The sequence below is a fragment of the Pseudomonas sp. PS01298 genome (assembly GCF_029959745.1).
Lineage (GTDB): Bacteria > Pseudomonadota > Gammaproteobacteria > Pseudomonadales > Pseudomonadaceae > Aquipseudomonas > Aquipseudomonas aylmerensis.
Genome location: NZ_JASCPP010000237.1, coordinates 1 through 730, shown reverse-complemented (window position 1 = coordinate 730; position 730 = coordinate 1). Strand labels below are relative to the sequence as shown.

Sequence of the window (730 nt, the reverse complement as noted above, 5' to 3'; positions counted from 1 at the left end):
CGCCATGCGTAAAAGCTACTGCGGTTTATTCCGAACACACGACAGCAATCGTTAACGCCGTACTGCTCGCCCAGCTCACAGATCAACGAGAGTGATCTTTGGCGTCCAAAAGCAGGAGAGCACTGGCTTTTTTTAGGATTTCGATATCCCGGTCTCTTTGCCTGAGCAAGGCTTTAAGTTCCTGGATCTCTCGCTGATCCGCGGTAATCGCCTTGGCTCCCACCGGAGTCGAGCCCAAGCGTTCCTTGCGAACCTGATCGACCCAGCGGCGCAAGGCCGTAGGGCCAATATCCAAACTGGCACAGACCTCGGGAACCGACTGCCCCTCGTCCAGCACCATGCTGGCAGCCTTGAGTTTGAACTCACTTGAATAAGATTTACGCATATCCAAACACCTCAGATTTGGGCGCCATCATAGCGCCCGATTGAGGTGTCCAAAATCATTAGGCCAGTTCATACTGACTCCTTCTTTGCCTGACCCACCGCCTTCGCGGCCTCGCTAAAGCTCGACGGCTCCCACAGGAAAGCGCCTGTGTGGGTGGGATCTTCTGCAGCAAGCCAGCACAGGGGTTCGCGATAATCAGCAGTATATGAAGGGGATTTGAGCAAGCACCGGGTTTCGCTGTATGGCTTGGATTCCAGCCACCCCACCGCGCAACTGTAGGAGCTGTCGAGCTTTAGCGAGGCTGCGAAGGCGGCGGGTCAGGCACAGAAGGGCTGTCAGTACTGC

1 protein-coding gene is annotated in these 730 nt (G+C 55.8%); it reads right to left on the bottom strand.

All coding sequences use genetic code 11. The features are described from left to right. Positions 1-82: 82 nt before the first annotated feature. Complete coding sequence (locus tag QMX97_RS32010) at positions 83-385, bottom strand: transposase (RefSeq protein WP_231997079.1); 303 nt, start codon at positions 383-385, stop codon at positions 83-85. Between the last annotated feature and the right edge of the window lie 345 nt (positions 386-730).